At 74.3% G+C, this 8,182-nt stretch carries 6 protein-coding genes and 1 pseudogene; all 7 read left to right on the forward strand.

Going from position 1 to position 8,182, the window contains the following annotated elements; genetic code table 11:
• The first annotated feature begins 43 nt into the window (after window positions 1–43).
• Entirely contained in the window at window positions 44–475 is a 432-nt protein-coding gene (gene mraZ, locus E1266_RS33055) for a division/cell wall cluster transcriptional repressor MraZ (protein ID WP_131986738.1), read from the forward strand.
• Between the two features lie 250 nt (window positions 476–725).
• Window positions 726–1,706 (forward strand): 16S rRNA (cytosine(1402)-N(4))-methyltransferase RsmH, encoded by a 981-nt coding sequence (gene rsmH, locus E1266_RS33060; RefSeq protein WP_132053851.1) that lies wholly within the window; start codon window positions 726–728, stop codon window positions 1,704–1,706.
• On the forward strand, window positions 1,703–2,419 hold the full coding sequence (locus tag E1266_RS33065) for a hypothetical protein (RefSeq protein ID WP_132053843.1): 717 nt from the start codon (window positions 1,703–1,705) through the stop codon (window positions 2,417–2,419). The genes rsmH and E1266_RS33065 overlap by 4 nt, the downstream gene beginning before the upstream one ends.
• Before the next feature lie 34 nt (window positions 2,420–2,453).
• On the forward strand, window positions 2,454–4,754 hold the full coding sequence (locus E1266_RS33070) for a penicillin-binding protein 2 (protein ID WP_132053845.1): 2,301 nt from the start codon (window positions 2,454–2,456) through the stop codon (window positions 4,752–4,754).
• A gap of 81 nt (window positions 4,755–4,835) precedes the next feature.
• Window positions 4,836–6,371: a UDP-N-acetylmuramoyl-L-alanyl-D-glutamate--2,6-diaminopimelate ligase gene (locus tag E1266_RS33075; RefSeq protein WP_132053847.1), complete on the forward strand. Its 1,536-nt coding sequence runs from the start codon at window positions 4,836–4,838 to the stop codon at window positions 6,369–6,371.
• On the forward strand, window positions 6,368–7,750 hold the full coding sequence (gene murF / locus E1266_RS33080; RefSeq protein ID WP_132053849.1) for a UDP-N-acetylmuramoyl-tripeptide--D-alanyl-D-alanine ligase: 1,383 nt from the start codon (window positions 6,368–6,370) through the stop codon (window positions 7,748–7,750). Before E1266_RS33075 ends, murF begins: the two co-directional genes overlap by 4 nt.
• Window positions 7,747–8,182: pseudogene (locus E1266_RS33085) on the forward strand (phospho-N-acetylmuramoyl-pentapeptide-transferase); the annotation flags it as partial. The gene murF and the pseudogene E1266_RS33085, both read left to right, overlap by 4 nt.

The raw sequence follows: 8,182 nt of genomic DNA on the forward strand, positions 1-8,182 counted from the left end.
GTGGGGGGCAGTAGCGCCCCATGCGGCGCGGGGAGGTGGGCCGGTGTTCCTCGGCACCCACTCACCGCGTCTCGACGACAAGGGACGGCTGTTCCTGCCGGCGAAGTACCGCGAGGAGCTGTCGGGGGGATTGGTGATCACGAAGGGCCAGGAGCGCTGCCTGTACGTCTTCCCCATGGCGGAGTTCCAGCGGATAACCGAGGCTCTGCGTGCCGCGCCGGTCACCGAGAAGGCGGTACGGAGCTACAGCAGGGTCTTCTTCGCCAGCGCGTCCGACGAGGTCCCCGACAAGCAGGGCCGCGTCACGATCCCGCCTCCGCTGCGCAAGTACGCGGGCCTCACCCGCGACTGCACGGTCATCGGTGCCAACACGCGTCTGGAGATCTGGGACGCGCAGGCATGGGAGACCTACCTGGAGCAGGAGGAGCAGACGTTCTCCGACGTCTCGGAGGAGGTGTTGCCAGGGATCCTCTGAGAAACGACTCGTCGGTCCGATGACCGGCAATGGCCCACGTTCGGCCAGGTCTCCAGCCGCTCTCCGAGCCAGCTGGCGCAGCTTCCCCGGTGCCAGACGGCGACCCCCCGCGCACCACGCGGTGATCTTCCTCTAGGGCAGCGGATGGGGACCTGGCCGGGCGAGGCCGCCGCCGGGGGTGCGCAGTCAGCGGTCATCCGATCCGGCGATGCCACAAGTCCGCGAGCGGTGGCAGTACTGGGGGTGCAGCATGGACGTGGGTGACCACGCGGCCGGGGCCGGTCACGTACCGGTCATGCTCGGTCGCGTCCTGGAACTCCTCACCCCCGCGGCCGAGGCCGTCACCGGCCGTGCGCCCGTCTACCTCGACGGCACGCTCGGCATGGGCGGGCACGCCGAGGCGATGCTGCGGGCCGTGCCGGACCTGCGCCTGATCGGCCTCGACCGCGACCCCGCCGCGCTGGAGCGCTCCGCGCGCAGGCTCGCCCCGTTCGGCGACCGGGTGACGCTCGAGCACGCCGTCTACGACGAGATCCCCGCGGTGCTGCGCCGGCTCGGCGTCCCCGCGGTGGACGCCGTCCTGTTCGACCTGGGCGTCTCCTCCCCGCAGCTCGACGAGACCGGCCGCGGGTTCGCCTACTCCCACGACGCTCCCCTCGACATGCGGATGGACACCACCCAGCGGCTCACCGCGGCCGAGGTCGTCAACGGCTACCCGCCCGCCGAGCTCGCCAGGATCCTGCGCGAGTACGGCGAGGAGCGGTTCGCCCAGCGGATCGCCGCGGCGATCGTCCGGGAGCGCGAGCGCGCCCCGTTCGACTCCACGCGCCGCCTCGCCGAGCTGGTCCGCACGTCCATCCCGGCCGCGACCCGCCGCACCGGCGGCAACCCGGCCAAACGCACCTTCCAGGCGCTGCGCATCGAGGTGAACGGCGAGCTGGACAGCTGGCGGCGGGCGTTGCCCGCCGCCCTGGACGCGCTGCCGGTCGGCGGCCGGATCGCCGTCCTGTCCTACCACTCCCTCGAGGACCGGATCACCAAGCAGGTCCTCGCCGCCCAGGCCGCCGACACGACGCCGCCGGACCTGCCCGTCCCACTGCCCGAGCACGAGCCGCGCTTCCGGCTCCTGACGCGCGGGGCCGAGCTGCCGTCCGGCGAGGAGACCACGACCAACCCACGGGCCGGATCGGTGCGGCTGCGCGCCGCCGAGCGTGTCCGGGAGGCGACATGACCACGACGAGCAGACGCCCGCCGCCCAAGGCGCCCGGGAAGCGGACCCGGCAGCGCCCGGCCGACGCCGCCGCGCCGGCCGCGAAGGGCACCAAGACCGCCAAGGGCAAGGGCGCCAAGGGCACGGCCGCGAAGAGCAGGCCGCCCAAGGCCGCGCCGAAGACGGCGCCGAAGAAGGCGCCCGCGCGCAAGTCCGCGCCCGCCAAGAGCACGCCCGCCAAGAGCACGCCCGCCACGAGCACGGTGGCGAGCAAGAGCACGGCGGCGAAGGCCGCGCCCGCCAGGAGCATCCCGGCGGCCGGCGCCCGCCGCGGCGCGTCGCGGCGGACCCAGGCACCGCCGCGCGCCCCGTTCGTGCTGCTCATCGTCGGGCTGCTCGGCGGCGCGCTGGTGAGCCTCCTGCTGCTCAACACCGTCCTGGCGAAGGACGCGTTCACGCTGACCCGGCTGCAGCAGAGCACCAAGCAGCTCGAACAGCAGCGCCAGGCGTACGAGGCGGAGATCGCCCGCGAGAGCTCCCCGGAGGGGCTGTCGAACAAGGCCAAGGCCCTCGGCATGAAGGAGGCCGAGGACCCGGCGTTCTTCCACAGCGGCTCGGGCCGGGCCGGCGACGGCGGGATCCGCCCGGTCCCCGACGCGGCGGCCGCGGCGGCCGGCGCGGCGGGCGTGGTCGGGGTCCCCGGCACCGTGGTCCCCGGCGCCGGGGCGCCGTGAGCGGGCACGACGGCAGCGGGGAGCGGGTGACACGGTGACGAAGCCGCCGGGACGCGGGACGTCCGGGCCTCCGCCGGGCCGCGGGCGCGGTCCGGACGGGCGCGGCTCCCGCGGCCCGGCGGACCGGGACGCGGGCGGCGGCCCGGGCGCGGCGCGCGCGTCCGGGCGGCGCACCGGCAACCCTCCGCGCCCTGCGGGCGGGAGGTCCGACGGCGCGGGACGGCCGGGCGCCAAGGGCGGCGCCGCCCGCCGTCCCGCGCGCAACCCGACGGTCCCCGCCCCCCGAAAGGAGACGGGCGGCAAGGGCACGGGCGGCAAGAGCGCGGGCGGCAAGGGCACGGGGGCCGGTGGGTCCTCCGCGAAGAAGCCGGCCGAGAAGAAGGCGCGGAGCAGGCCCGCGCCGAAGAAGGCGCCCCGCAAGACTTCACCCGGCAGAAGCTCACCCGCCGGGAGCTCGCCCGCCAAGAGCGCCGCGAGCCGCACGGTGCGGACCGCGAAGGGCGCACGTCCCGCGGGCGGCGGCGGCCCGCGCGGGCCCCGCCCCGGCGGCGGCTCGGGACGGCGCCCCCCGGGCCGCGGCCACTGGAACCGGGTCCCGTTCCACCGGCGCGACCCGCTCAAGCGGCTGAACGTCGCGCTGCTGGTCGTCGCCTTCGTGCTGTCGCTGTTCGCGGGGCGGCTCGTCCAGCTCCAGACGATCGAGGCCGGCACCTACACCGAGCAGGCGATGCGGCAGCGCCTCCACAAGATCGAGCTGCCCGCGATCCGCGGCGACATCACCGACGCGCAGGGCCACCCGCTCGCCATGACGGTGGAGGCGCGGGCCATCACCGCCGACCCGTCGCTGATCAAGGCCGACAAGCGGCAGTCGATCGTCAACGCGCTGGCCCCGACCCTCGACCTGGATCCGGCGGCGCTGATGCAGAAGATCAGCAAGCCGGACACGCGGTTCGTGTACCTCGCGCACGGCGTCCCGCCCGACCAGGCCCGGCTGATCACCTCGTGGGACTTCCCCGGAATCGGGACCCTTCCGGAGTACCGCCGCGAATACCCCAACGATTCGCTGGCCGCGAGCGTCATAGGTTTCGTGAACGACACGGGGAAGGGCGCCGCCGGGCTGGAGAGCTCGCTGGACGGCATGCTCGCCGGCCGCGCCGGCTGGCAGCGGGTGGAGATCAGCCTGGACGGCCAGCACATCCCCATGGGCGAGGACCAGAAGCGCCCCTCCGAACCCGGGCGCGGCGTGCGCCTCACGCTGGAGCGCGACCTGCAGTTCAAGGCGCAGGAGGCGATCGAGAAGCAGGTCAAGGCGACCGGAGCCAAGAGCGGGAGCGTGATCGTCATGGATCCGCGCACCGGCGAGCTGCTCGCGATGGCCTCGGCCCCCGGGTTCGACCCGAACGAGTACGCCAAGTCCGACAAGGACCTGTGGGGCAGCCCGCTGGTGCAGGAGGCGTTCGAGCCGGGCAGCACCGGCAAGGTCGTCACCGCCGCCGCGGTCATGGAGAAGGGCGGGGTCACCCCGCAGACGCCCTACACCGTCCCCGACAAGATGAAGAAGTACGACGTCGTCTTCCGGGACTCGCACCCGCACCCGACCGAGCGGCTCACGTTCGCCGGGGTGCTCGCCACGTCCAGCAACGTCGGCACCATCATGGCCAGCGAGAGCATCGGCCAGCAGGAGCTCTACCAGACGCTGCGCGACTTCGGGTTCGGCCAGAAGACCGGCCTGCCGCTGCCCGGCGAGACGCCCGGCCTGCTGAAGCCGCCCGCCCAGTGGTCGGGCACCGACCGGTACCCGATCGCGTTCGGGCAGACGGTCTCGGTGAACGCGGTGCAGATGGCCAGCGTGTACGCGACGATCGCCAACGGCGGCGTGCGCGTCGCGCCGACCCTCGTCGCCGGCACCGTCGGCGAGGACGACGCGTTCACCCCGTCGCCCGCGCCGGACCGCCGCCGCATCATCAGCGAGCGCACCGCCCGGCAGATCAGCGACATGCTGGAGGGCGTGACGACCGACGAGGGCACCGCCCCCAAGGCGCAGATCAAGAACTACCGCGTCGCGGGGAAGACCGGCACCGCCGAGGTCGTCAACCCGCGCTGCGGCTGCTACGACGGCGGCGGCTACACCGCGTCGTTCGCGGGGTTCGCCCCCGCCGACGATCCCCAGCTCGTCGTGCAGGTCGTCCTGCAGAACCCGAAGCGGGGCAGCCACTATGGTGGCGATGCGGCCGCACCGGTCTTCAAGGACGTGATGGGCTTCGCCCTCAAGTCCGAGAAGATCCCGCCGACGGGGAGCCGACCGCCGATCATCCAGATCCACGCCCGGGACTGACGGCAGCGAGTACCCTCCTCGCCTGTGAGTCCACCACCCGCGTCCCAGCAGCCCCGATCCGCCCGTACCGAAAGAAACGCCATGCGCCCCACCACCAATCCGGCCCGTCCGCTGAACGGACTCGCGGCGCTCTTCGGAATCGAGCAGACCGGCTGGGAAGCGGTGTCGGCGACCGGCATCACGCACGACTCGCGGGCGGTGCGGCGCGGCGACGTCTACGCGGCGCTGCCCGGCACCCGCGCGCACGGCGCCCGGTTCGCGGCCCAGGCGGCCGATGCCGGCGCCGCGGCGATCCTCACCGACCACGACGGCTACGACCGCGCCGCGGCGACGGGGCTGCCGGTCATGGTCGTCCCCGACGTCCGCGCGCGGCTCGGCGAGGCCGCGTCCTGGGTCTACGGCGAGCCGGGACGCGACATCACCCTCATCGGCGTCACCGGGACCAGCGGCAAGACCACCACCGTGTTCCTGCTGGACGCGGGGCTGCGCGCCGCGGGCATCGAGACCGGCCTCGTCGGCGGCGTCGAGATCCGGGTGGCGGGCCGGCGGGTGCCGAGCGCGCTGACCACGCCGGAGTCCACCGACCTGCACGCGCTGCTGGCGATGATGCGCGAGCGCGATGTCGGCGCCGCCTCGATGGAGGTCTCCAGCCACGCCCTCGTCCAGGGCCGGGTGGGCGGCGCGGTGTTCGAGGTCGCGGTGTTCACGAACCTGTCCCAGGACCACCTGGACTACCACCCGACCATGCACGACTACTTCCTCGCGAAGGCCCGGCTGTTCACGCCCGAGTACTCCCGCGTCGGCGTCATCAACCTCGACGACCACCACGGCCGCGAGCTGCTGGACATCGCCACGGTGCCGGTGACGACGTTCTCCGCGTCCGGCGACCCGGCGGCCGACTGGCGCGCGGAGGACGTGCGCGTCGGCGCCGACGGCAGCGTGTTCCGCGTCGTCGGGCCCGGCGGCATCGAGGCCGACGCCGAGGTCGGCCTCGCGGGGCCGTTCAACGTCGCCAACGCGCTCGCCGCGATCGTCGCGCTGGTCGAGGCGGGCATCCCGCTGCAGGCCGCCGTGCACGGGGTGGCGTCGCTGCCCGGCGTGCCCGGCCGGCTGGAGCGGGTCGACGAGGGCCAGGACTTCGTCACGCTCGTCGACTACTCCCACAAGCCGGGCGCCGTCGAGGCCGTCCTGAACGCCCTGCGGCCCGTCACCGAGGGCGAGCTGGCGATCGTCCTCGGCTGCGGCGGCGACCGCGACCGCGGCAAGCGCCCGCTGATGGGGGAGGCGGCCGCCCGGCTGGCCGACTCGGCCTACTTCACGAGCGACAACCCGAGGTCGGAAGATCCACTCGCGATCCTCGCCGCTATGGTCGAGGGCGGACTGAAGGTGCCGCAGCCCGAGCGGGCGCGCGTCGTGGTGGAACCCGACCGGGCCGCCGCGATCGCGCTGGCCGTCGGCCGGGCCCGCCGCGGCGACGTCCTCGTCATCGCGGGCAAGGGCCACGAGCAGGGCCAGAACGTGGCGGGCGAGGTGCATCCGTTCGACGACCGCGAGGTCGCCCGGGAGGCGCTCCGGCGCCGGGTGAAAGGGACAAGAGGGGACGGGGCGCAGGCGTGATCCCACTTCCGCTGTCGGCGATCGCGGAGATCACGGGGGGCACCGTCCACGGGTCCCCGGACGTCGTGGTCGGCGGTCCCGTGGTCATCGACTCCCGCGCTGCGGGGCCCGGGGCGCTGTTCGCCGCCTTCAAGGGCGAGCGCGCCGACGGGCACGACTTCGCGGCCGCGGCCCTCGCCGCCGGCGCCGCCGCCGTGCTCGCGCAGCGCCCCGTGGACGGGCCGTGCGTGGTCGTCGCCGACGTCCAGAAGGCGCTGGGACGGCTGGCGAGGGGCGTGCTGGACCGGCTGCCGGACGTGACCGTCACCGCGGTCACCGGCTCGGCGGGCAAGACGTCCACCAAGGACCTCATCGGGCAGCTCGCCGGCCGCGCGGGGCCCACCGTCTTCCCGCCCGGCTCGTTCAACAACGAGATCGGGCTGCCGCTCACCGTGCTGCGCGCCGACGCCGCGACCCGCCACCTCGTCCTGGAGATGGGCGCCCGCGGCATCGGCCACATCGCCTACCTCACCGGCATCGCGCCGCCCGACGTCGCCGTCGTCCTGAACGTCGGCACCGCGCACGTCGGGGAGTTCGGGAGCCGGGAGAACATCGCGCGGGCCAAAGGCGAGATCGTGGAGGCCCTGCGGCCGGGCGGCACCGCCGTGCTGAACGCCGACGACCCGCTGGTCGCCGCCATGTCGCCGCGCACCGAAGGGCGGGTCGTCACCTTCGGCCGGTCGCCGGACGCGGACGTCCGCGCCGCCGGCGAGACGCTCGACGAGCGGGGCCGGGCGCGGTTCACGCTCGTCACCCCCGAGGGCTCGGCGCCGGTCGCGCTGCTCCTGCACGGCTCGCACGCCGTCGGCAACGCGCTCGCCGCGGCCGCGGCGGCGCGGGCGGCCGGGCTCGGGCCCGCCGAGATCGCCGCGGGCCTCTCCGCGGCCGCGCCGGTCAGCCGGTGGCGGATGGAGGTCACCGAGCGGGCCGACGGCGTGACCGTGGTGAACGACGCCTACAACGCCAACCCGGACTCGATGCGCGCCGCGATCGACGTGCTCGTCCACATGGCGCGGGGGCGCCGCGCCTACGCGGTGCTGGGGGAGATGGGCGAACTCGGCGCCTCCGCCGAGGCGGAACATGCCAAGATCGGGGAGCACGCGGCGCGCAGCGGGGTCTCCGGCCTCGTGGTCGTCGGCGCGAACGCGGCGGCGATGGCCGGCGGGGCAGGGCAGGTGGGGTCATGGACGGGAGAGTGCGTGCAGGTGGATGACGTCGGCGCGGCGGTGACCGCGCTGAACGAGCGGCTGGCGCCGCGGGACGTCGTGCTGGTCAAGGCATCCCGCGTGGCGGGACTGGAGCGGGTGGCCGAGGCGATCCTCGCGGAGGACGGCCGATGACCAACATCATCATCGCCGGCGGAGCCGCGCTGGTCTTCGTCATGCTCGGCACGCCGGTGTGGATCCGGATCGTCAACCGCCTCGGCTACGGGCAGATGATCCGCGACGAGGGCCCGGAGGCCCACCTCAACAAGCGCGGCACCCCCACGATGGGCGGGACGGTCTTCATCGTCGGCTCGCTCGTCGGCTACGCCGTGGCGCACCTCGTCACCGGGACCGAGCCGACCATCTCCGGCATGCTCGTGCTGTTCCTGATGACCGGGCTCGGCCTCGTCGGGTTCGTGGACGACTACATCAAGGTGTTCAAGCAGCGCAGCCTGGGGCTGCGCAGCGGCGCCAAGATGATCGGCATCATCCTCGTCGGCGTCGTGTTCGCCGTCGCCTCCCTCAACTTCCCCAACGGATACCAGGTCACCCCCGCCGCCCCCAGCC

The organism is Actinomadura sp. 7K534, assembly GCF_004348575.1.
Lineage (GTDB): Bacteria > Actinomycetota > Actinomycetes > Streptosporangiales > Streptosporangiaceae > Spirillospora > Spirillospora livida.

What these genes read in the sequence shown, in the direction of transcription:
- rsmH (WP_132053851.1), top strand. Translation starts at nt 726, where the DNA reads ATGGACGTGGGTGACCACGCGGCCGGGGCCGGTCACGTACCGGTCATG.
- E1266_RS33065 (WP_132053843.1), top strand. Translation starts at nt 1,703, where the DNA reads ATGACCACGACGAGCAGACGCCCGCCGCCCAAGGCGCCCGGGAAGCGG.
- E1266_RS33075 (WP_132053847.1), top strand. Translation starts at nt 4,836, where the DNA reads ATGCGCCCCACCACCAATCCGGCCCGTCCGCTGAACGGACTCGCGGCG.